The following is a 19,512-nucleotide window of genomic DNA, read 5'->3' on the forward strand; positions in this document are numbered from 1 at the left end:
ATGTCCGCCCCGCTGCCTTCTTCCCGTGCTGCTGTTGCCATCCTGCTGGCCTCGAGTGCCTCGCTGGCCTTGCCCCAGGTGGCATTCGCCGATGTGCCCGGGGTAAAGGCCCTGATTGCACAGGGGCTCTATTGGAAGGGCAAGGGGCGCCAGGATCTGGCGGATCAGGCGCTGCGCCGCGCGCTGGCGCTTGATCCCGGCAATGTCGAGGCGCGCCGCGCTCTGGCCGGGGGTGGAGCGCCCGCCGCTGCACCCAAGGCGCAACCTGCCAAGCAGCCCGCAGCCAAGCCCGCCCCGCGCCCGACCGTGGCGCGGGCCGCGCCGCGTCCGCAGCCGCGCCCGGCCGAGCGCGTGGCGGAAAAGGCACCGCCGCCTGCGGCCAACCCGCGCCAGCGCGCCGCCGACAATGCCGGCAAGCAGCGCATGGCTGGGTTCGATGCACTGGATGACAACAACCTGGATGCGGCCGCCAGCCGTTTCCAGAAGGCGCTGGGCGTCAACCGCAACGATGGCGATGCGCTGGGTGGCCTGGGCATCGTGCGCCTGCGCCAAAGCCGCTTTGCCGAAGCGCGCGATCTGTTGGAACAGGCCTCGCGCCAGCCCAATCCGGGCCGCTGGGCCGAGGCACTGTCTGCTGCGCGGTTCTATGCCGGCATGGATGAGGCGCGCAATCTTCTCGCGCGCGGCCAGACCGACCAGGCGCAGGCTGCGGCCGAGGCGCTGGTGCGCTCTGGCTTTGGCCAGCCGGGGCCGGCGCTCGAACTGCTCGCCGATATCTATGAACGCCAGGGCCGCTATGCCGACGCGGCCGATTTCTATCGCCAGGCCGGCGAGGTGAGCGGCACGCAGACCGACCAGCGCCTGCAGAGCCGCGCCGCGCGTGGCCGCGCGCTGGCCGCCGTGGCGCGTGGCGACGACGTGACGGCCGAGCAGGAATTCCAGGGCGGGCTGATGCTCGACCAGAGCGATCCGTGGATCCGCTATGAATTCGCGCGCTTCCTGATCCGCCACGGCCGCAGCGTCGAAGCCGAATCGCTGATCAACACGCTGACCCAGTCAGGTGATCCCGATGCGCTTTATGCCGCCGCGCTGATCGATTCCGATCTGGGCCGCCATGCTGCCGCCGAATCGCTGATCGATCGCATTCCCGAAACCCAGCGCACCCCGGCGATGCGCAACTTTGCCCTGGGGGTGAAGACCGACAGCGCGATCGAGCGGGCCAAGGCCATGGCCGCCGGCGGCCAGCGCGAGCAGGCCGTAGCAGCGCTGCGTCAACTGGGTGCGATCAAGACTCTGCCGGCCGCACGCCGTGCCGCGATTGCCAGCGCGCTTTATGACTTGGGCGATGGCGTGGGCGCCGGGCAATATGCCCAGGCGGCGATGAGCGGCGATATCGCCGATCTCGATGGCTATGACGCGGTGGTGCGCGTGCTGGCCAAGACCGGCCGCGATGATCTGGCCCGTGCGGCCCTGCAAAAGGCGGCGGCGCTGGGCAATACTTCGCCCGAAGGCCAGCGCACGCTGGCGCGCATGTCGGCCGGGCTGGCAGTGGGCCAGGCCGATCGCCTGCGCCTCAACGGCCAGTTTGCCCAGGCGTTTGACGTGCTGCGCGGCGCCTGGGGCGCGGCGCCTGACAACTTGGAAATCATGGCTGCGCTGGCCCGGCTCTATCAATCGGGCGGCATGGCCGCGCGTGCGGCGCAGACCTTCCAGATCGTGCTGACGCGTGACGGGCGCAACCGCGATGCCCTGCTCGGCCTGGCGCAGACCGCCCAGGCCGCCGGCGACAAGGAGCTGTCGCAAAGTGCAGCCAACCGCGCGCTGCAGGCCTTCCCGCAGGATTACCAGGTGCGCATGACCTTGGCCCAGGTGGCCCAGGCGCGCGGTGATCGCAGCGCTGCGGTGCGCCTGCTCAAGGAAGCGCGCGCGCTCTATTCGCGGCAAAGCGGCAGCAATGGCATCGATGCCTTTGGCGGCAATCCCTTTGCCGCCGATCCGATGGGCGTGGGCACGGGCAATCCGTTCCGCGATCAGCCGGCGATGCAGGCCCAGCCGCAGATCAACCCCTTTGCGCTGGGCAGCGGCACGCGCCTGCCCAGCGCGCAGATGGTGCCGATGAACAACGGCTTCGGCGCGCCCCCGGCCTATGCCGCACCCGCCAGCTATGCTGCGCCATCCTATGGCAACGCCCCGGCCTATGCCACGCCGGTGGCGCAGACGAGGGGCTCGGTCATGGACGGTGCTGGTGGCGGTTATGCCACGCCGGCCGCCCAGAATTCCTATCAAGCCCAGAATTCCTATCCGGTCCAGAACACCTATCCGTCGCAACCGGCCTATCCGGCGCAGGGCAGCTATGGTGCGCTGCCCAGCCCGGCGTTTGGCGGGCAGGGCTTTGGCACGGCGCCCGCGCCTGTCGGTTCCTCGCCGTTTGGCGATGCGGCAGCGCCCTTGGCGGCTGGCGGCCCGGTCGATCCGGTCATGGCCAAGATCTCGGGCGATATCGCTTCGCTCACCCGCGAAAGCGGGCCGCGGGTCGACCTTGGCACCTCGTATCGCGAGCGCAAGGGTGAGACCGGGCTTTCGCAATTGAGCGACCTGCGCGGCTCTGCCGAGATTTCCACCGGGCTTGCCGGTGGCCGCGTGCATGCCCGCGCCGAAGCGGTGGTGCTCGATTCCGGCCGACCGACCGGATCGGGCCTGGCGCGCTTTGGCACCAATGCCACGATCGAGGCGCAGGCCATCGTCGCGCAGAAAGCCTCTGCCCTGGTCCAGGCCGATACCCAGCACCGTTCGGGTGTGGGGCTGAGCGTGGGCTATGACAGCAGCGTGGTCCATGCCGATGTCGGCACGACGCCGCTGGGCATGGGCAAGACGCAGGTCTCGTTCCACGCCGGGGTGACGCCGGGCCTGGGCAACGGCGTGCAGGCGCAGGCCTGGGTGGAACGCCGCCCGGTAACCGACAGCGTGATCGCCTATGCCGGCACGCGCGATCCGGTCACGGGGCAGACCTGGGGCCATGTCATGCGGCTGGGCGGCGGCGCCGGACTGTCGGTCGATCGCAACGGCAGCGGCGCCTACGGCACGGTTGCCTACAACCGCTACAACGGCATCAACGTGCGCAAGAACCACGGCGTGGAAGCCAACGTGGGCGGCTATCTGCGGGTCTATCGCACCGAGCATTCGTCGCTGACCAGCGGGATCAACGTCAACTATCAGTCGTACGACAACCCGCAGAACTACTTCACCTATGGCCACGGCGGCTATTTCAGCCCGCAAAGCTTCCTCTCGGTCAGCTTTCCGGTGCGCTATGCCCTGGACAAGGACCAGTTGGCCGTGCGTGCCGCGGTCACCCCTGGCTATCAGAGCTATAACCAGAAAGACGCCGCGCTCTATCCGACCAACGATCCGTTGCAGGCCCAGCTCAACGCGCTCAAGGCCCAGGATAGCGACGTGCGCGCGCGGTATGACAGCCTCAGCAAGACCGGCTTCGCGCTCTCGGCCGAAGGATCGGTCTATTACCAGATCAGCCCGTCGACCCGCATCGGGGGCGAGGCCAGTTACAATACCTTTGGCAGCTATGACGAGCTTCGCTCGACCATCGGCATCCGCCAGAGTTTGGGAGCGACCAAATAATGTTTGAGGACCCGAAGACACCGCGCGTGTCCAGCGCGTTCCGAGCTTCGCCACCGGCCGGTGCCAGCTTTCTGGTGGCCATGATCGCGCGCGAGCTGTCGAGCGCGGCGACCGAAGAGCAGAGCCATGGCTTCTATGCCGCGGTGGGCAAGCGGATCGCCGCGGTGGTGCCGCTCGATGACGTGGAAGACCTGGGCACGATGACCACGCGCATCAATGCGCTGTGGGCCACGCTGGGCTGGGGCAGCGCCGTGGTGACGGTGGAAGACAGCGCCATCGTGGTGCGCCAGGACGGCCTCTATCCCGAAACCGAGGCCGAGATCGCCGAGCCGTGGAAAGCACTGCTGCCGCCCTTGATGGAGGGCACCTATGATACTTGGTTCCGCATGATGGGCAGCAGCATTGCCCTGACGACCACGGCCGAATGGAAGGGACATACGCTTGCAATCAGACATGGCCGCTGATCGGATGAAGCGCCCGGCCGGCGCCGGGCAGAATGAAGGAATTGATCGGCGCGGGTTCGGGTTCGGGTTGCTGGTGGCACTGACCGCCGCCTGCGCCCCGGGGCGACAGAGCAAGGCCATGGCCAGCAACGGCGATTGGGAAACGTTCAAGGCCCGCTTTCTCGATCCCTCGGGCCGGATCGTCGATCCGCAGAACGGCGGGATCAGCCACAGCGAAGGGCAAAGCTATGGCTTGGTCCTGGCCCTGGAGGCCGGCGACCGTGCCACGTTCGAGCTGATCGCGGACTGGACCAACGACAACCTGCTGCGCAGCGACGTGGCCCTGCACGCGTGGCGGTACGATCCGTCAAATCCTGACCACGTGCCCGATCGCAACAACGCGGCCGATGGCGATATCATGATCGCCTGGGCGTTGCAGCGCGCCGGGCAGCGCTGGGGCGTGGGGGAATGGCGCACGCGCTCTGCCGCGATCCGCGCCGCCATCCGCCAGCGCCTGGTCGTCGACCGCTTTGGCATGAAGCTGCTGTTGCCCGGACTGGAAGGCTTCCAGGCCAATGGGCGCGTCATCGTCAATCCATCCTATTTCATCTGGCCTGCCTTCACGAGCTTTGCCGAATGGGATGGGCCGGGCGTGTGGCAGGCGCTGGCCGATGATGCCACGGCGATCGTGTCGCAGGCGCGCTTTGGCCAATATGGCCTGCCAGCCGACTGGGTGGAGGTGGCCGGCCCGGGCCGCTTTGCCCCGGCCCCCGGCCACGATCCGCGCTTTGGCTTTGACGCCATCCGCGTGCCGCTGTTCGCGCTTGCCGGCCATCGCGCCAGCCTGGTCCAGCCGGTGGCCAATTTCTGGCGGCAATGCCTGGCGCAGGGGCAGCCGATCCCGGCGTGGATCGATCTCAATACCGGGGAGCGCGCCTCGTTTGCCGTGTCGAACGGCGGCGCGGCAATCGCCAGCAAGCTGATCGGCACGCGCCCGCCGCTGGGCCTGGCACCGGAATACTTTGGCGCGGCGCTGCAGATGCTGGTGGGCGCGCTGACCTGAACCAGGCGGCCTTGGGGGCTGGCCTGGCCGCCCCCACCCTGGTTTGCCAGAACATGGTTTGCCCGAACGTGGTTTCCAGGGGCCCAAGCAACCCACCGAAACAAACGCGGATGGGCTTGCCAACCACGCCGCGCACGCCCACTTTGCGGCAAATGACCGAAGAAGAAATCAACAACCAGCTCGTCAATCGTAAGTTCTACAAGGCCGAGCAGGAAGCCGGGTTCGCGCAAAGCCACCCCAAGACCACCCCCCAGCAGCAGGACCCGGCCTATCGCCTCGCGTTTGGCGATACCGACTTCCTGTTGCGCGAGGAACTGCGCCCGGTGCGCTTTCAGCTGGAACTGCTCAAGGCAGAAATGCTGCTGGAAGAGGCCGATATCGGCTCTACCCTGGTGATCTACGGCTCAGCCCGCATTCCCGCGCCCGAAGCGGTCGATGCCGCGCTGGCGACGGCCACCACGCCCGAACGCAAGGCCGTGGTCGAGCGGCTGGCCAGCAAGGCCAAGTATTATGAAGAGGCGCGCAAGCTGGCGCGCTATGCCTCCACCTGCGGCGTCGTGGAAGAAGGCAAGCGCCAGTTCGTGGTCTGCTCGGGCGGGGGCCCGTCGATCATGGAAGCGGCCAACCGCGGCGCGGTGGACGTGGGCGCGGATTCGATCGGCCTCAACATCGTGCTGCCGCACGAACAGGCGCCCAATCCCTACGTGACGCCACACCTGTCTTTCCAGTTCCACTATTTCGCGCTGCGCAAGATGCACTTCCTGATGCGTGCGCGCGCCGTGGCGGTGTTCCCCGGCGGCTTTGGCACGTTCGATGAATTTTTCGAACTGCTTACCCTCATCCAGACCGGCAAGATGAAGCCGATTCCGGTGCTGCTGTTCGGGGCGGATTACTGGAACAAGGTGATCAACTTCCGCGCCATTGCCGAGGAAGGCGTGATCAACTTCGAGGATCTCGACCTGTTCAAGCCGGTGGAAACCGCCGAGGAAGCCTGGAACGAGATCGTCAAGTTCTACGACCTCGACTGCGGTTGCGAGTAACCTAAACCCGCACCGCGTGATGGCCCATCGGGCCGTGCCCGGCGCCAAGCCCGGGCGCGGCCAGCAGCGCCGCGCGGACAAAGGCGCGGGCGCGGTCCACCGCCTGTTCCAGGCTGGCCCCGCGCCCCAGTTCGGTGGCGATCGCGCTCGACAGAGTGCAGCCCGTGCCGTGGCTGTGGCGCGTGGCAATGCGCGGCGCTTGCCACAGGCGCGGCGGCTGGCCGGGAATGACCAGGCGGTCTTCCACCACTGGCCCATCGGCATCGCCGCCCTTGGCGAGATAGGCGATGCCCCGCGCCGCCATGGCGGCGTCACCGCCCAGCGCGGCCAGTTCCGGCACGTTGGGCGTGGTGAGCGTGGCGAGCGCCATCAGGCGTTCGAATGCGGCGATCGTGGCGGCATCGGCCAGTGCCGCCCCGCTGGTGGCGATCATCACCGGATCGAACACCACCGGCACGCCCAGTCCTTCCAGCCGATCGGCCACTACTGCGGCAATTTGCGGCGATCCGAGCATGCCGATCTTGACCGCGTCCACGCCGATATCGCTGGCGCAGGCATCGATCTGCGCGGCGACCATCTCCGGCGTGGTCGCGGCCACGGCAGTGACGCCCAGTGTGTTCTGCGCGGTCAGCGCGCAGATCGCCGTCATGGCAAAGCCACCGAGCATGGTAATGGTCTTGATATCGGCCTGGATGCCGGCGCCGCCGCCGGAATCCGAACCGGCGATGGACAGGATGCGCGGGGGCGGGCTGGTCATCGCGGGTCTTTCACGCAAACAGGAACAGGACGGCCACCACCGTCATCGCCACGGTGGCCAGCCAGCCCACGGCCGCCAGCCGGCGCGAGATGACCAGGTGACCCATGGCGCGCGGATTGCGGGCGATCAGCATCGTCACCACCATCAGCGGCGGGGCGAGCAAGCCATTGATCACCGCCGTCCAATAGAGCGCCCGCATCGGGTTGATGCCGATGACGTTGATGGCCAGGCCCGCGAACGTGGCCAGCGCGATGGCAATGTAAAAGGCGCGCGCCTCACGCGGGGCGCGGTCGAGCCCTTCGTTCCAGCGCAAGGCCTCGCTCAGCGCATAGGCGGCAGAGCCGGCCAGCACCGGCACCGCCAGCAGCCCGGTGCCGATGATGCCCAGCGCGAACAGTGCAAAGGCCAGATCGCCGGCAAACGGCCGAAGCGCCATGGCCGCCTGATCGGCCGAGGTAATGTCGGTAATGCCATGGGCGTTGAGCGTGGCGGCGGTCGCCACGATGATGGCCAGCGCGGTAACGTTGGAAAAGCCCATGCCGAGCAGCGTATCGGCGCGAATACGCCGCAATTCCGGCTTGGCGCGGCGCGGGGCATCGTGCAGCGGCCGCGCCTGGCGGCGGCGCAATTCTTCCACCTCTTGCCCGGCCTGCCAGAAAAACAGGTAGGGGCTGATCGTGGTGCCCAACAGCGCCACCAGGCCCGACAGGAACGCATGGTCAAGCTGCACTGTGGGCACGACCACGTGATAGAGCGCGTCACCCCAGTCCATCGGGGTGACGATCAGCACTGCGATATAGGCAAACAGCGACAGCGTGGTCCATTTGAGCCAGCCGGCATAGCGGGCATAGGGCACGAACACTTCGGCCAGCACGCTGATCACGGCAAAGCCGAGGGTATAGAGCGGCAGCGGCCCGGGCAGCAGCAGGTGTAGCGCCGCAGCCATCGCGCCAAGGTCTGCCCCCAGGTTGATGACGTTGGCCACTACCAGCAGGCAGATCACGCCCGGCAGCAGCCAGCGCGGGTAGTGGCGCCGCACGTTGTCGGCAATGCCGCGCCCGGTGGTGGCGCCGATCCGCGCGCAGATTTCCTGGATTGCGGCCATCAGCGGATAGCTGAACAGCATGGTCCAGGTCAGCGTGTGGCCAAACTGCGCGCCTACCTGGCTATAGGTGCCGATGCCGCTGGGATCGTCATCGGCCGCGCCGGTGATCAGGCCAGGGCCCAACGAGGCCATCAGCGACTTGGCCGGGGCATCCGGTTCTGGCGGCACAGTCATGCGTGGCGGCGTTCAGGCAGTGGGGGCGGTGATGGCGTCAAGCACACGGGCCTCGATCTCTTCACGCGGCAGGCCGGGGGGAATGGTTTCGCCAATGACATAGCGAATGGTGCCGCGTCGCTTCCACACGCGGTGATACAGGGCGCCGCTATGCACCGCCACCGGAACCACCGGTAGTGACAACAACTTGTATATCCCGGCAAAACCCGATTGCAGCGGATAGCGTTGCCCCACCGGCACACGCGTGCCTTCGGGAAAGATTACCAGCGGCCGCCCTTCGGCCAGGCGGGCACGGGCATGGGTCAGCATGGCACGCAGCGTCTTGGCGCCGGCTTCACGCTCCACCCCGATCAGGCCATAGGCCCAGCCGGCGCGGCCCCACACGGGAATGCGCATCAGCTCGATCTTGGCAAAGATGCAGGGGCGGTGCAGCACTTGCGGCAGGTCGATCGCCTCGAAAAAGCTTTCATGGCGCAGGGCATAGAACACGCCTTCCTGCGGCGGCGTGCCCACCACTTCCACACGGATGCCCAGCACATGGCGCACCAGCGCGCGGTGCACGCCGGTCCACGCCTGAACCATGGCAAAGACGCCGCGCGGCGCCACGATCAGCACGACCGCCAGAACCAGCAGCAGCAGCACGGTAAAGCCATAGAACACGGCATAGAACACCAGGCTGCGCACGATTTCGGCAAGTGTAGGGGAACGGTCTTCCACGGCGCTTGTCACCATCCTGCCAGCCACGCCACCATGCGGGCCAGCAGCTTGTTGTATTCCAGGAACAGGATCTTGAGGCTGGGGCGCGAGGGCACGGCATCGCGCACGATCACCAGGCCCTTGGGCGCCACGACCCACAGATCGAACGTGGCGCGGCGCATGTGCCAGTCGGTGGTGACCAGGCGCACCGAATGGATCTTGTGCCGGGCGATCCAGGCGGCGGCCTCGTGCGCGTTGGAGCGGGTATCGACCGAATCAAAGCCCAGCGTGATGCAGCAATCGAGTCGCGCGGGATCGACCTTGTATTCGGCGGCAAATTCGGCCGGCCGGACCTGGCGATCGACACCGCTGACCAGCAGGGTCTGCGCCTTGCCGGCCTGCAGCATGGCCAAGGCACGAGGAATGCGGCCGCCGCCACCGGTCAGCACCACGATGCCATCGGTGCGCGTGCCATCGGGCGCCGGCTGCGGCAGGAACCACGCAAACCACAGGAAACCCAGCATCCACAGCAGGATCAGCGCCGAACCCAGGCGGCGAAACAGGCCCGGCGGCTTTCTCATGCCCACGGCTTTCGCATGCCGCAGGGCTTTCTCACGATCGTGCGGCGCGTGCCGGCGTGCGGTGTGGTCATGGGCGGGGACTGCTGCATGGCTGGGGCGTTATGGGGGGCAATATGGGGACGGTCACGCGATCATACCATGCGCCGCAAGGCGGCAAGAACGGTAAGTCGGGCTGTCAGCATCACCAGCAGCACGCCGGCGATGGGAATACCGGCCAGCGCGACCCAGTCGGTCCAGGCGAGCGAGCCTTGCGCGACCATGCCCGAACCCAGCGCGGCAAACTGGCGCGCCAGGCCCAGCACGGTAACGACGCCGGCAAGCAGGCCAACCAGGCCGCCCATCGCTGCGTCCGTCGCCATGGAACGCTGGAACACCCGCGCGATCTGCACGTCGGTGGCGCCCAGCATATGGACGATCTCGATCGTTTCGCGATGGGTGCCCAGCGCATTGCGCGACGCCAGCAGCACGGCGGACACCGTGGCAAAGGCGAACAGCGCGATCAGGCCGCCGGCCGCCCATTGCAAGGCACCAATGGCGCGGAACACCGGTGCCAGCCAGCTTGACTGCGCATCGATCCGCGCCGCCGGGGCCGTGGCGGCCAAGGCCTTGCGCAGCAGATCGAGCCGCGCCGGCGTGGCCGTGCCGGCCAAGCGCACGTCGATTAGTGCCGGGATCGGCAGATCGTCCAGATCGTCGCCCGCACGGGTGCCCAGCCAGGGTTCGACCAAGGCATCGAGCTGGTCCTGCGGCACGGCCGTGGCACTGATCACGCCGGGAGCGTGGCGCAGCACCGCCAGCGCCGCATCGGCCTGGCGCTGGCGCTGGGCGGGCGCGGCCGAGACGATCTGCACCGTCACCCCGCCTTCCAGATCGGCGCTGGCCGCCTGCGCGGCATGGCGCAGCGCCAGCGCGCTGGCCGCGGCCACCACGGTCAGCGCGATCATGATCGCGATCACCCACGGCATCGGGCCCGACAGGCGCGCCTCGGGCAGCAGGCGGGATTCGCCTTCGCCACCCAGGGCGCGCAGCGTGCGGGGCAGGGCGCTGGCCAAACGCTTCATGAGGTATGCCGTTTCATGGCAGGCCGCCATCGCCCATCGGGCCATCGCCATTGCCGCCGGTGTCGACCGGACGGCGCGGGGGATAGCGCAGCGCGCCGGTCGGATCGGCCAGCTTGCCCTTGTCCAGCCGCATGATCAGCGAATCGGGCACCTTGCGGATCAGGTGCAGGTCGTGCGTCGCGACCACCACGGTGGTGCCCAGGCGGTTGAGGCTTTCGAACAGGCGCAGCAGCTTGATCGCCATCTCCGGGTCGACGTTGCCGGTCGGCTCGTCGGCCACCAGGATATCGGGACGGGCGATGACGGCGCGGGCGATCGCCACGCGCTGCTGTTCTCCGCCCGAAAGCGTGGCGGGGCGCGCCTGGAACCGGTCGCCCAGCCCGACCCATTCGAGCATGTCGGAAACCGGCTTGGCGATGTCCTTTTCGCTTTGTCCGGCCACGCGCAGCGGCAGGGCCACGTTGTCCCACGCCGAAAGGTGCGGGACCAGGCGGAAATCCTGGAACACCACGCCGATGCGGCGGCGAAAGCCGGGCAGGCGTTCGCGCGGCAGGGTGATGGCATCGGTGCCGAACATGCGGATCAACCCGCGCGAGGGGCGCTGCGCCAGATAGAGCAGCTTGAGCAGGCTGGTCTTGCCCGCGCCGCTGGCGCCGGTGAGAAAGTAGAAGCAGCCGGGATAGAGCGTGAACGAGACATCGGCCAGCACTTCGCGGCCGGCGCCATACCGCAGCCCGACATTGTCGAACTGGACAATCTCGGCGGCGGCTTGGTTCATGGCAGAAAGATCGGGCCCCGTTCGCGTGTTTGGTCGTGCGCCATGCCCGCCTACCATGTCGGCGCGGGGGCCGTTTGGCAATGTCCCGCATGGGCGGTTTGGTGCGTCGCGCGATGGCAAGGGCGCCTATACGCGTCAATGCATGTGGAAAAAAGGGCGCATGGGCGATTTGCCCCCTTGCACCCTATTGTTTCAGCCCCTCTCGGCATGCTTAGACCGTTTTATGATAATCGCCTGTCCCGCCTGTGCGACGCGCTATGTCGTCCCCGACAGTGCGATCGGCGTGGACGGCCGTACCGTGCGTTGTGCCAAGTGCCGGCACAGCTGGTTCCAGGCCGGCCCCGAACTCCCGCCGCGCCCGTCGGAGCAAGCCACGCCGGCTGAAACTGCCGCTGCCGAAACGGTGCCAACGCCCCCGCTGGCTCCCGCGCCGCCGCCCGCTGCGCCAGTGCAGTCGGCGCCGCCAGTCGCGGTAGAGGAGCAAGCGCCCCCGGCGCCCGCCCCCCGGGCAGAGCCGCCCCGCGCGCAGGCCCCCACGGCCGAATACGTCTCGCCGGTATCGAGCTTCGAACACCAGCCCCCGTTCCGCCCGCGCCGCAACCCGGCGCGGCTGTGGACGGCGGCAGGCATTACCTTTGCTCTGGCCGTGGCGGCGATGATCGGCCTGGTCTCGTGGCTGGGCCTGCCCGATTGGTTGCCGGTCAACCGGCCCACCTTCGGCAACGGGCGCCCCGATCTGGTCCTTTCGTTTCCGCCCGCGCGGCAGGACCGCCGCACCTTGAGCAACGGCACGGCCTATTTCGGCGCGAGCGGCACCGTCACCAACGTGGGCAAGGACCTGCGCGAAGTGCCGCCGATCCTCATCGTCCTGCGCGATGCGCAGAACCGCATCGTCTATACCTGGGACGTGGCGCCGCCCAAGGACAAGCTGCGCCCGGGCGAAAGCGTGACGATCAACGAGGCGGTAACCGACGTTCCCAAGAGCGCGCGCTCAGCCGAAATCGGCTGGAAACCGGAATAGGCATGCAGGCCCCGGCCGCACGCCGGGGCAGCAACGACCGGCTGGGGATAAAAAAGTGCAACCGCCCTGTTGCAGCCCCCCAAAACCCCTGCTAGGGGCGCGCTCCTACCCCGACGGGATGTGCCCTTGGCCAACCCGGATGCGATATGCGGTCGTGGCGGAATTGGTAGACGCGCAACGTTGAGGTCGTTGTGGGCGAAAGCCCGTGGAAGTTCGAGTCTTCTCGACCGCACCAGCACCCCTCCCAGGGCTGCTCAAGAAATCGCCAAATGGCTGAAAACAGCCATTTCTTGCCTCACCGCAACCCATCGTGTATCCTCCCAGCGCACGCAAAACGGGGGACCAGACGGGGGACTGAAACCACCCCTTTTCTCCCCGCTGAGGAAAGGATCGGTGAAGCAGCACATCCTCTCGCACATCGCCGCGCGCAATGCGCCACCCGGCCGCTATGGTGACGGTGCGGGCCTGTGGCTGCACAAGCGTGAACGAGCCCGGGGCAAGTGGGTGCTGCGCTATTTCCTCAAGGGCCGCCGCCGCGAAATGGGCCTGGGGCCCTGGCCCGATGTTTCCATCGCCGATGCCAGAGCCGCCGCTGCCGAGGCCCGCGCCACCTTGCGCGCCGGGCAGTGTCCGATCGAAGCCCGCCGCCAGCAGAACCGGGTAATCGCGCGCCTGACGGTCGCCCAGGCGATCGCCAGCTGTTTCGAAGCGCGCAAGGTCCAGCTCAAAGGCGATGGTGCGGCCGGGCGCTGGCTGTCCCCGCTCAACGTCCATGTCATTCCCAAGATCGGGGATCGCGCGATCGAGGACGTCGACCAGCACGCCTTGCGCGACCTGCTGGCGCCGATCTGGCACACCAAGCCAGAAGCGGCGGCCAAGGCGCTCAATCGTCTCAGCCTCACCTTTACCCACGCGGCCGCGCTCGGGCTCGCCGTCGATCTCCAGGCCTGTCTCAAGGCGCGTGCGCTGCTGGGCAAGCAGCGCCACGAGACCGAGCATATTCCCGCCCTGCCTTATGCCGATGCACCCAAGTTCTATCAGTGGCTGGGCACGCTCGACACGACGGCCTCACGGGCACTGCGCTTCCTGATGCTGACTCTGGCCCGCACCAGCGAAGTGCGGCTCGCCACCAGCGATGAAATCGAGGGTGAGGTCTGGAGCCTCTCGGCCAAGCGCACCAAGACCAACGAGAGCCGCCGCATTCCCCTAGTGGCCGAGGCGCAGGCGCTGGTGGCGGGTCAATCCGGCCACCTGTTTGCGGCCTATCGCGGCAAGCCGCTGTCCGACATGGCGATGACCGCGCTGATGGATCGCGCTGGACTGAGCGCGCGGCCGCACGGGTTTCGCAGCACGTTTCGGACATGGGCCGAGGAATGCACCAAGGCGGATTTCGAGACCAAGGAAGCCTGTCTTGGTCACGCGGTCGATGTTGGCGTTGTCGGTGCCTACCAGCGCAGCGACCGGCTCGCCAAGCGGCGCAAGCTGCTGGAGGCCTGGCACAAGCACCTGACGCGGCCGATTGTGGCGGACGGAGCCTCTGGCGCCGCTAGATCCGCGCGCCGCCGAGCTGCTCCAGCCAACGCAGGTGAAGGTTCCTGAGCGCGGTGCGGCGAGGATAGCCAGGATCATCTTCGTCGTGCAGGTGCGCAATCACTTCGAACGTGAAGGCTGCGCTGCCATGCGCATTCCACGCTTCCTGCAGTGCGCGGTGCGGATTGGCGCCCTGGCGCAGTGTGAACCACAGGCGGTTCTCGATGGTCGAAAGGTCCGGGGCGCTGCCGATCCACACTTCATCGCTTGCCGCGCAGCGGATGGCGTAGATGCCTGCCGCGATCTTGCGCTCCTTGTAGGCCGCGACGGCCGCCTTGCGCGTGGTCTCTGTCATGTCCTGCCTTTCGTGCTGCGCGCGTCCTGTACGACCGCTGGGCCGCGCATGCAATTATATCCGGGTATATTGTACAATAAATTTATCCGGCTATAAAAGGCCCATGACGAATGAACTCTCCTTGCAGTGCACCGCGTTTGCTGGCCCGCGCAAACTGGCCCAAGGTGCGCTGATCGATGTGGCGTTGGCCGTGAAGGCCGCAGAAACCCGGGACATGGACGCTGTGCTCGTGTTCGACAATGCCACTGGACGCGTGCTCGATCTCGACTTGCGCGGCACCACGGCAGAGATCGTCGCGCGGCTGGCCCGGCCGGGCGGCAGTGAGACAGAGCCGGCGCGCGGGCGTGGGCGGCCCAAGCTCGGGGTCGTGCCGCGCGAGGTGACGCTGTTGCCGCGTCATTGGGAATGGCTGGCGCAGCAGCCCGGTGGTGCCTCGGGCGCGCTGCGCCGGCTGGTCGACGAAGCACGGCGGGCTGATCAGGGGCGAACCGAGCGCAAGGGCGCGCAGCAGCGTGCTTACACGTTCCTGTCCGCCCTGGCAGGGGATCTGCCCGGCTACGAAGAGGCGATCCGCGCGCTGTTTGCCGATGATGGCGACGCGTTCGCGGCCAGGATGGCGGCTTGGCCGCAGGACATTCGCGAGTACGCGCTGATGCTGGCCAGCGGGCAGGCCGCGGCATGATGCGCAGCGGCCTGCGCAAGCAGCGCCTCGCGGCCTTCATTCAAGCGGTCTGGGACGAAGGGCGGGTGGATGCGGCCGACGACTACATCGCCGAAGTCTATGTCATCCACCACGATCCCGGCGATCCGTGGCACGGCCAGACGCTCGATCGCGCTGGGTTCAAGGACCGTGTCCGGCAATCGCGCGCCGCTTTTCCAGATCAGCGCTTTGTCACCCAGGGCCTGTTTGCCGATGGCGACAGCGTGGTGATGACCTGGCTGTGGCGCGGCACGCATGCGGCCGATCTGCCGGGCTATCCGGCCACGGGCCAGACGATCCACATGTCTGGTGCGACGGTCTATGCGTTTGACGCGGACGATCGCCTGACTGGCCATTGGCAGATCACCGATCGGCTTGGCGTCTACCAGCAATTGCAACGCGGGCGTCAGGAAGCGTTGCCTGCCTCATAGAACATGGGATTGCACATCCATTCGCGGATGGCGGATTCGCGCCAGCCAGTGCAGCGCGTAGCGATGCGCACCTGCTTGGGAAAAGTACCCGCCTGGATCTTCCGGTAGAGAGTGGCGCGGGTCAGGCCGGTGCGGTCGAGGACGGCATGGAGGCGCAGGATGCGGTCCGGGGCTGTTCGGTCATGGCTTTGTCTTTCTGTGCTGCGGTTGGTTGTCTTGCTCCTTTGCTGTGAGATTTGCCGGTCTGAGGTCGGCGTAAAGAGTGCCGAAAACGGTGCCAAAGTACCGATTTTACGCCAGTTGACCCCAGGGTGTCCGATCTTACCCCAGGGTACGAAAAAGAAATTTTGAGTGTCGTGCAGATTGCGTCTCAGGCCGTCTCGGCCTGACCACGCTCTCCTTTCGCTGCGCTCCAGCCGAGCCGGCGCTGCCGTCTCGTCGGTCTACCGGTACGATCGCTGACACCTGGCCCGGCCCTGCTGGCCGGTCCTGTCGGTCCGCCTGTGGCTCCCCTCCAGCTGTCGCCGCGCTTTGGGTGCGCGGCGGCGTCTGCCTTGGCTCCGAGGTGACGGGGGGCGTCACGGCCCTGTAGCCCCGCCGCGCCGGGGTGCAACCCGGCCCGCTGCGCGGCTCCGGGTGCTCCACGCTGTTGCGCTCCTGCCGGATGCACCCCGCCGCCTGATGCGGGGCTGTCGGTCCGCTCCTGCCGCCCCCCGCCACCCCGGCGCCGGGCCATGGCGGTTTAAGGAGCTTGAAGATCATGAGCACCGTGAACACGAGCGAACGCCAGTCCCTCTATTCCGAGGTGACCTACCGCATCATCGCCGAACTCGAAGCCGGGCGCCTGCCCTGGGTGCAGCCGTGGGACGCCAGCCGCTGTCCCTGCACGCTGCCCCACAATGCCGGTTCGGGTAGGACTTATTCCGGGATCAATGGTGCGCCGTATCGGCGCGAGAAGAAGGAGGAACAGAATGAACTGTCAGGCCTGCTGGTAATGGCCTGTGTCCACCGGACCAACCTCGGCCAGAAATGGCTGCGACCTCGAAAGAGGCGGGGGACAACAGCATGTCCGGAAAAGGCCCAAAGCGTCGAAGCCATTTGTGACGCGGCAGGTCAGGGCAAGACGGGCATGGCGAAAGCTATACTGCCTGAACCCCAGTTTGCAGCGACTTACACCCGCAGTGGTGCCGTAGAATGGCTGACGCGGCACATCGGATGGTCGGAGAGCGCGATGTTCATGCTCTCCGCGAGCCGGTCCTCCAATGTTGAGAGGCCCGGCCTACCAGCTCGTCCGACGCATCCTCTGTATGGAGGGGCAAGTGAACGAACGGGGCGCCTAAACACGTCGCAACCTCCCTCTCGCGTAAATGCGGGATCGCCTAAACAGGACGGTTTACCCGGACCTGCATGGCGACGGAGCCGTCATAGTACTCAAATGCCGGGTGTAACGACCGGGACAGTCGCCGGGCGACCGGCGGACGATCGACGCGATAAGCGTGGGGCGAGGGCAAGGGGCGCGCCAAGCAGGCGCGCCTGACGGCGCAGGGACGCGACGCGGTGGCCACTTCACAAGGCGCCTGGGAAGAGGCGCAGCGGCGCATGATCGGCGCGTTTGGCCCAGAGCGCTGGGCCGGCGTAGAAGCGGCGCTGGGTGACCTTGTCACGCTGGCACAGGAAAGCCAGGCATGAGCCGCCTGCTGCACAAGACCGGGCTGGTGCCCGCGCGCCTTCACCTGATCCTGATCGTTGCGGCGACGTTCCTCGCGCTTTTGGTCTCGGCCGGGCTGCGCGCTACGCCCGGCGTGCTGATGGTGCCTTTGCAGGTCAACTTCGGCTGGGACCGGGCAACGATCTCGTTCGCCGCCGCAATCGGCATCTTTCTCTATGGCCTGGTCGGCCCCTTTGCCGCGGCACTGATGGTTTCGTTCGGCATCCGCCGCACCATGCTGGCCGGGCTCATGCTAATGTCGCTCGCCACCTTTGCCAGTCTGTGGATGCGGTTGCCCTGGCACTATGTGCTGACCTGGGGGGTATTGTCTGGCATCGGCAGCGGCGCGGTTGCCTCGGTGCTGGGAGCGGCGGTGGTCAATCGCTGGTTCGCCACGCGGCAGGGGCTGGTCATGGGCCTGCTGAGTGCCAGCACAGCCACGGGCGCGCTGATTTTCCTGCCGCTGCTGGCCTGGCTTTCGCGCGACGGCGCGTGGCGGCCGGTGGTTCTGGCGGTCAGCCTGGTCTGCCTGGCGCTGGTGCCGCTGGTGGCCCTGGTCGTGCCCGAACATCCCGCCGACATCGGCACGCGCCGCTTTGGCGAAAGGCCCGACAGCCCGCCGCCGCCTGCGCCGCGCCAGGCGCGCACCGCCGGCCTGGCGCTGGGCGTGTTGGTGCGCGCGGCGCGGCAGCCCATGTTCTGGCTGCTGTTCGGCACGTTCTTTGTCTGTGGCCTGACCACCAATGGCCTGGTCGGCACGCACATGATCGCGTTCTGCGGGGACCATGGCATTGCCCCGGTGGCCGCTGCCGGGCTGCTTTCGACCATGGGTTTCTTCGACCTGTTCGGCACCACCGCGTCTGGCTGGCTGACCGATCGCTATAATCCGCGCGTGTTGCTGATCGTCTATTACGGGCTGCGTGGCCTGTCGCTGCTGGCGCTGCCGTTCCTCAGCTTCGATACCACCAGTCTGGCGGTCTTCGCCGTGTTCTATGGCCTGGATTGGATCGCCACGGTGCCGCCGACGGTGAAGCTCGCCAACGAGGCCTTTGGCGAACAGGAAGCGCCGATCGTATTTGGCTGGATCCAGACCGGGCACCAATTGGGCGCCGCTTTCGCCGCGTTTGGCGCCGGGGTGATCCGTCAGCAGAGCGGCAGCTATGCCCTGGCCTTCGTGGTCGCTGGCATCATGGGCGTGGTCGCCGCCTTGGTGCTGCTCGGCACCTTGCGCCGCGCGCACGCAGCGGCGGGCGCGCCGGTCCCCGCGTGAAGCCGGGGCGGCCCGAAACCTTCGGGCCGCCCGCAAGGCTCAGAGGATGCCGCGCCGGTGGTCTTCGCTCAGCTTGAGGATCGGGCGGCCAGGCAGGGTATCAGGCTGCACCCGCTGCCACAGACTTTCCCCGCCTGACGCTGCCGCCTGCTGCTCATGGCGGCAAATCCAGTCTTGTGCGCTTTTGATCCGGCCGGGGTGGATTTCATCGAGCAGGGCATAGTCGCGCGTGATGATCTCGTGCTTCCACGTGTTCCAGAAGCCGGTGAAGTTGTCGCGAAAGCTCATCGTGCTCTTGTCTTTGGGATCGGCGTTGTAGCCGGCGGGAAGCGCGGCGATCCCGCCGAAGCGCGCGAAATAGCTGTCCAGGTCCGTATCGACGTAGCGGGCCGGATGGCCGGTCACCTGCGTGAACGCGGCAGCCAGATCGGCATAGCGCACCGGCTCGATGCCGACGGCCAGGTCCATGCCGTTGGCCCGGTCGCGATGGTCGAACAGCCAGCGCACGTAGTGTCCGCAGTCTTCCAGCGCGACGTGGACAACGGCGCCCTGGCCCAGTGGCACGCGCCAGGTCAGCACGCCCTCTTCCACAGCCGGGGTCATCGGCGTCTGCGCCGAGAATGCCATTTCCATGTAGGGGCCGGTGGTGAACAGCGCGCTGCCCATGCGCCCGGCGTTGTCGCGGGTCTGCGCCAGGATCCATTCGCCCATGCGGCCTTTGCCGTCATAGTGGCCGGTGCGGAACATTGAGCGGTAGCCCGCCTGCTTGAGCGTGTAATCGAGATTGCCATAGACGAAGAAGCGCACACCTTCCTCGATTGCGATTTCGTAGGCGCGGATCGCCCAATAAGTCTCGGTCTTTTCGCCGGTGTTGAAGCCATCGATGTTGAGGAACACGCCCTGGCAAGCGCGCATCCCGGCGCGCAGCACGGCCTCATCGGCAAACGTGCCTTCCAGAAAATCGACTTGGTCCCATTGCGCCAAAGCGCGCGCCCGGGCCGAGTTCTTGTCACGAGTCAGCGCCAGAACCCTGTAGCGACCATCCTGTACCAGTCCGCGGACCACCGGAAGGCCCTGGGCGCCGGTGGCACCGACGACGAATATGCGGGAAATTTCATCCATGCGTGACTCCTGGGTTGCAAGGTAGAGAGCCGACTCTCATGATG

At 67.1% G+C, this 19,512-nt stretch carries 20 protein-coding genes and 1 tRNA gene; 12 read left to right on the forward strand and 9 right to left on the reverse strand.

Annotated elements, in window-relative coordinates:
* From C8K14_RS19870 to C8K14_RS19885, 4 genes are all read left to right on the forward strand, one after another.
* Positions 1–3,633 carry a cellulose biosynthesis protein BcsC gene (locus C8K14_RS19870; protein WP_107718696.1) on the forward strand — a complete coding sequence of 1,211 codons (3,633 nt, stop codon included), beginning with the start codon at positions 1–3 and terminating at the stop codon, positions 3,631–3,633.
* Entirely contained in the window at positions 3,633–4,097 is a 465-nt protein-coding gene (locus C8K14_RS19875) for a hypothetical protein (protein ID WP_022674485.1), read from the forward strand. Before C8K14_RS19870 ends, C8K14_RS19875 begins: the two co-directional genes overlap by 1 nt.
* On the forward strand, positions 4,087–5,139 hold the full coding sequence (locus C8K14_RS19880; RefSeq protein ID WP_107718653.1) for a glycosyl hydrolase family 8: 1,053 nt from the start codon (positions 4,087–4,089) through the stop codon (positions 5,137–5,139). The genes C8K14_RS19875 and C8K14_RS19880 overlap by 11 nt, the downstream gene beginning before the upstream one ends.
* A 152-nt stretch (positions 5,140–5,291) precedes the next feature.
* Positions 5,292–6,179 carry a TIGR00730 family Rossman fold protein gene (locus C8K14_RS19885; RefSeq protein WP_022674483.1) on the forward strand — a complete coding sequence of 296 codons (888 nt, stop codon included), beginning with the start codon at positions 5,292–5,294 and terminating at the stop codon, positions 6,177–6,179.
* 1 nt (position 6,180) lies between these two features.
* On the opposite strand, the gene thiD is transcribed toward C8K14_RS19885, so the two are convergent.
* The 6 genes from thiD to ftsE all read right to left on the reverse strand — a co-directional run bounded on the left by thiD (position 6,181) and on the right by ftsE (position 11,331).
* Complete coding sequence (thiD, locus tag C8K14_RS19890; protein WP_107718655.1) at positions 6,181–6,936, reverse strand: bifunctional hydroxymethylpyrimidine kinase/phosphomethylpyrimidine kinase; 756 nt, start codon at positions 6,934–6,936, stop codon at positions 6,181–6,183.
* 10 nt (positions 6,937–6,946) lie between these two features.
* Positions 6,947–8,215 carry an NRAMP family divalent metal transporter gene (locus C8K14_RS19895; protein WP_054131830.1) on the reverse strand — a complete coding sequence of 423 codons (1,269 nt, stop codon included), beginning with the start codon at positions 8,213–8,215 and terminating at the stop codon, positions 6,947–6,949.
* Between the two features lie 12 nt (positions 8,216–8,227).
* Positions 8,228–8,947, reverse strand: a complete 720-nt coding sequence (locus C8K14_RS19900) for a 1-acyl-sn-glycerol-3-phosphate acyltransferase (RefSeq protein ID WP_062788619.1) — start codon at positions 8,945–8,947, stop codon at positions 8,228–8,230.
* Entirely contained in the window at positions 8,941–9,492 is a 552-nt protein-coding gene (locus tag C8K14_RS19905) for a YdcF family protein (protein ID WP_107718657.1), read from the reverse strand. Before C8K14_RS19905 ends, C8K14_RS19900 begins: the two co-directional genes overlap by 7 nt.
* A 131-nt stretch (positions 9,493–9,623) precedes the next feature.
* Entirely contained in the window at positions 9,624–10,553 is a 930-nt protein-coding gene (locus tag C8K14_RS19910; protein ID WP_054131889.1) for an ABC transporter permease, read from the reverse strand.
* A gap of 13 nt (positions 10,554–10,566) precedes the next feature.
* Complete coding sequence (gene ftsE / locus C8K14_RS19915; RefSeq protein WP_022675169.1) at positions 10,567–11,331, reverse strand: cell division ATP-binding protein FtsE; 765 nt, start codon at positions 11,329–11,331, stop codon at positions 10,567–10,569.
* A gap of 223 nt (positions 11,332–11,554) precedes the next feature.
* Here ftsE and C8K14_RS19920 point away from each other — a divergent pair, with 223 nt between their 5' ends.
* The 3 genes from C8K14_RS19920 to C8K14_RS19930 all read left to right on the forward strand — a co-directional run bounded on the left by C8K14_RS19920 (position 11,555) and on the right by C8K14_RS19930 (position 13,951).
* A complete protein-coding gene (locus tag C8K14_RS19920) occupies positions 11,555–12,352 on the forward strand; it encodes an MJ0042-type zinc finger domain-containing protein (RefSeq protein ID WP_107718659.1) in 798 nt (265 codons plus the stop codon).
* Between the two features lie 148 nt (positions 12,353–12,500).
* A tRNA-Leu gene (locus C8K14_RS19925) sits at positions 12,501–12,587 on the forward strand.
* A 158-nt stretch (positions 12,588–12,745) separates the two neighbouring features.
* Positions 12,746–13,951, forward strand: a complete 1,206-nt coding sequence (locus C8K14_RS19930; RefSeq protein ID WP_062788615.1) for a site-specific integrase — start codon at positions 12,746–12,748, stop codon at positions 13,949–13,951.
* Here C8K14_RS19930 and C8K14_RS19935 read toward each other — a convergent pair.
* Positions 13,899–14,237, reverse strand: a complete 339-nt coding sequence (locus C8K14_RS19935; protein ID WP_062788614.1) for a GIY-YIG nuclease family protein — start codon at positions 14,235–14,237, stop codon at positions 13,899–13,901. The two genes, C8K14_RS19930 and C8K14_RS19935, sit on opposite strands and share 53 nt — an antisense overlap.
* Before the next feature lie 103 nt (positions 14,238–14,340).
* Between C8K14_RS19935 and C8K14_RS19940 the strand changes: the two genes are divergently transcribed.
* Together C8K14_RS19940 and C8K14_RS19945 are read left to right on the forward strand one after the other, a co-directional pair.
* Positions 14,341–14,919, forward strand: a complete 579-nt coding sequence (locus C8K14_RS19940) for a DUF2239 family protein (RefSeq protein WP_062788612.1) — start codon at positions 14,341–14,343, stop codon at positions 14,917–14,919.
* Entirely contained in the window at positions 14,916–15,368 is a 453-nt protein-coding gene (locus C8K14_RS19945) for an ester cyclase (protein ID WP_062788611.1), read from the forward strand. Before C8K14_RS19940 ends, C8K14_RS19945 begins: the two co-directional genes overlap by 4 nt.
* Here C8K14_RS19945 and C8K14_RS19950 read toward each other — a convergent pair.
* Positions 15,344–15,529, reverse strand: coding sequence for an AlpA family transcriptional regulator (locus C8K14_RS19950; RefSeq protein WP_233251162.1), 186 nt, complete (start codon positions 15,527–15,529; stop codon positions 15,344–15,346). The two genes, C8K14_RS19945 and C8K14_RS19950, sit on opposite strands and share 25 nt — an antisense overlap.
* Before the next feature lie 599 nt (positions 15,530–16,128).
* On the opposite strand from C8K14_RS19950, the gene C8K14_RS23265 reads away from it, so the two are divergent.
* Genes C8K14_RS23265 through C8K14_RS19960 form a run of 3 tightly spaced genes read left to right on the forward strand, consistent with a single transcriptional unit; the run spans position 16,129 to position 18,346 of the window.
* Positions 16,129–16,905: an ArdC-like ssDNA-binding domain-containing protein gene (locus C8K14_RS23265; RefSeq protein ID WP_369974069.1), complete on the forward strand. Its 777-nt coding sequence runs from the start codon at positions 16,129–16,131 to the stop codon at positions 16,903–16,905.
* Between the two features lie 20 nt (positions 16,906–16,925).
* Positions 16,926–17,057, forward strand: a complete 132-nt coding sequence (locus tag C8K14_RS23150) for a hypothetical protein (protein WP_255420083.1) — start codon at positions 16,926–16,928, stop codon at positions 17,055–17,057.
* Complete coding sequence (locus C8K14_RS19960) at positions 17,054–18,346, forward strand: MFS transporter (protein ID WP_107718661.1); 1,293 nt, start codon at positions 17,054–17,056, stop codon at positions 18,344–18,346. The genes C8K14_RS23150 and C8K14_RS19960 overlap by 4 nt, the downstream gene beginning before the upstream one ends.
* A gap of 39 nt (positions 18,347–18,385) precedes the next feature.
* On the opposite strand, the gene C8K14_RS19965 is transcribed toward C8K14_RS19960, so the two are convergent.
* Positions 18,386–19,468, reverse strand: a complete 1,083-nt coding sequence (locus tag C8K14_RS19965; RefSeq protein ID WP_054132032.1) for an NmrA family NAD(P)-binding protein — start codon at positions 19,466–19,468, stop codon at positions 18,386–18,388.
* Between the last annotated feature and the right edge of the window lie 44 nt (positions 19,469–19,512).

Source organism: Novosphingobium sp. GV079, from assembly GCF_003058045.1.
Lineage (GTDB): Bacteria > Pseudomonadota > Alphaproteobacteria > Sphingomonadales > Sphingomonadaceae > Novosphingobium > Novosphingobium capsulatum.

What these genes read in the sequence shown, in the direction of transcription:
- C8K14_RS19945 (WP_062788611.1), top strand. Translation starts at nt 14,916, where the DNA reads ATGATGCGCAGCGGCCTGCGCAAGCAGCGCCTCGCGGCCTTCATTCAA.
- C8K14_RS19875 (WP_022674485.1), top strand. Translation starts at nt 3,633, where the DNA reads ATGTTTGAGGACCCGAAGACACCGCGCGTGTCCAGCGCGTTCCGAGCT.
- ftsE (WP_022675169.1), bottom strand. Translation starts at nt 11,331, where the DNA reads ATGAACCAAGCCGCCGCCGAGATTGTCCAGTTCGACAATGTCGGGCTG.
- C8K14_RS19880 (WP_107718653.1), top strand. Translation starts at nt 4,087, where the DNA reads ATGGCCGCTGATCGGATGAAGCGCCCGGCCGGCGCCGGGCAGAATGAA.
- C8K14_RS19905 (WP_107718657.1), bottom strand. Translation starts at nt 9,492, where the DNA reads ATGAGAAAGCCGCCGGGCCTGTTTCGCCGCCTGGGTTCGGCGCTGATC.
- C8K14_RS19940 (WP_062788612.1), top strand. Translation starts at nt 14,341, where the DNA reads ATGACGAATGAACTCTCCTTGCAGTGCACCGCGTTTGCTGGCCCGCGC.
- C8K14_RS19900 (WP_062788619.1), bottom strand. Translation starts at nt 8,947, where the DNA reads ATGGTGACAAGCGCCGTGGAAGACCGTTCCCCTACACTTGCCGAAATC.
- C8K14_RS19935 (WP_062788614.1), bottom strand. Translation starts at nt 14,237, where the DNA reads ATGACAGAGACCACGCGCAAGGCGGCCGTCGCGGCCTACAAGGAGCGC.
- C8K14_RS19870 (WP_107718696.1), top strand. Translation starts at nt 1, where the DNA reads ATGTCCGCCCCGCTGCCTTCTTCCCGTGCTGCTGTTGCCATCCTGCTG.
- C8K14_RS19920 (WP_107718659.1), top strand. Translation starts at nt 11,555, where the DNA reads ATGATAATCGCCTGTCCCGCCTGTGCGACGCGCTATGTCGTCCCCGAC.
- C8K14_RS19965 (WP_054132032.1), bottom strand. Translation starts at nt 19,468, where the DNA reads ATGGATGAAATTTCCCGCATATTCGTCGTCGGTGCCACCGGCGCCCAG.
- thiD (WP_107718655.1), bottom strand. Translation starts at nt 6,936, where the DNA reads ATGACCAGCCCGCCCCCGCGCATCCTGTCCATCGCCGGTTCGGATTCC.
- C8K14_RS23265 (WP_369974069.1), top strand. Translation starts at nt 16,129, where the DNA reads ATGAGCACCGTGAACACGAGCGAACGCCAGTCCCTCTATTCCGAGGTG.
- C8K14_RS19895 (WP_054131830.1), bottom strand. Translation starts at nt 8,215, where the DNA reads ATGACTGTGCCGCCAGAACCGGATGCCCCGGCCAAGTCGCTGATGGCC.
- C8K14_RS19910 (WP_054131889.1), bottom strand. Translation starts at nt 10,553, where the DNA reads ATGAAGCGTTTGGCCAGCGCCCTGCCCCGCACGCTGCGCGCCCTGGGT.
- C8K14_RS19960 (WP_107718661.1), top strand. Translation starts at nt 17,054, where the DNA reads ATGAGCCGCCTGCTGCACAAGACCGGGCTGGTGCCCGCGCGCCTTCAC.
- C8K14_RS19885 (WP_022674483.1), top strand. Translation starts at nt 5,292, where the DNA reads ATGACCGAAGAAGAAATCAACAACCAGCTCGTCAATCGTAAGTTCTAC.